Genomic DNA, 729 nt, shown 5'->3' on the forward strand with positions numbered 1-729 from the left:
GCTGCGCGCCGTACCGGCACTCACCTGATAGGTATCCCGCTCATTGAGCCGGTCGTAATACCCCACCTGATGGGCGTTATCGTTGCGGTTGTAGCTGCCGCTGTAGCTCAGCGAACCGTTACTGCCCCACGGCAGCGACAGCGACAGGTACATGCCGTCGTCGCTGGTGCCGTTATATTTGTTGCGATAGCCGGTCAGCGACAGGCTGATATTCCGGAAACGCCCCAGATCGAAAGAGCGCGACAGCGTCAGGTTGTAACGGTCATTCGCCGGCCGGTCCCAGTAGGTCTGGTGGTTGTAGTTGAGATAGGCACTCAACCCCAGGTCACGGAACTGCTGGTTAAAGGTGATGGTGTACATCTCCTTGCTGCTGTTGCTACGCGTGCCGTCGCGGCGCGCATCCAGGTATTCGCCCATCGACATATAGTTGCGCTCCGAGAAGCGGTAGCCGGCAAAGGTCACCTGGCTGTCATAGTCGTCAAAGCGCTTGGAATAGCTCAGGCGGTATGAACCGCCGCTCAGGGTGCCCTGTTGCGGCAGGCTGGCGCGTGACTGGGTGACGTCGAACGACAGTGCGCCAAACATCATCAGGTCACGCCCCACCCCCAGCGCCAGCGCGTTGTAATCGCCGCCCGCCACGCCGCCGCCGTACAGCGACCAGCCGTTGCTCACGCCCCAGGAAAACTCGCCGGTACCGAACATCGGCCCGTCGCTGTGGTGCTCCCAGTC

The 729-nt window shown here is 61.5% G+C and carries 1 protein-coding gene; it reads right to left on the reverse strand.

Annotation, left to right across the window (positions count from 1 at the left end):
• Positions 1 to 729, reverse strand: a 729-nt coding sequence (locus IFU29_RS22195) for a fimbria/pilus outer membrane usher protein (RefSeq protein WP_191935767.1), incomplete at both ends; no start/stop codon positions are given.

The sequence above is a fragment of the Erwinia persicina genome (genome assembly GCF_014838825.1).
Lineage (GTDB): Bacteria > Pseudomonadota > Gammaproteobacteria > Enterobacterales > Enterobacteriaceae > Erwinia > Erwinia persicina_A.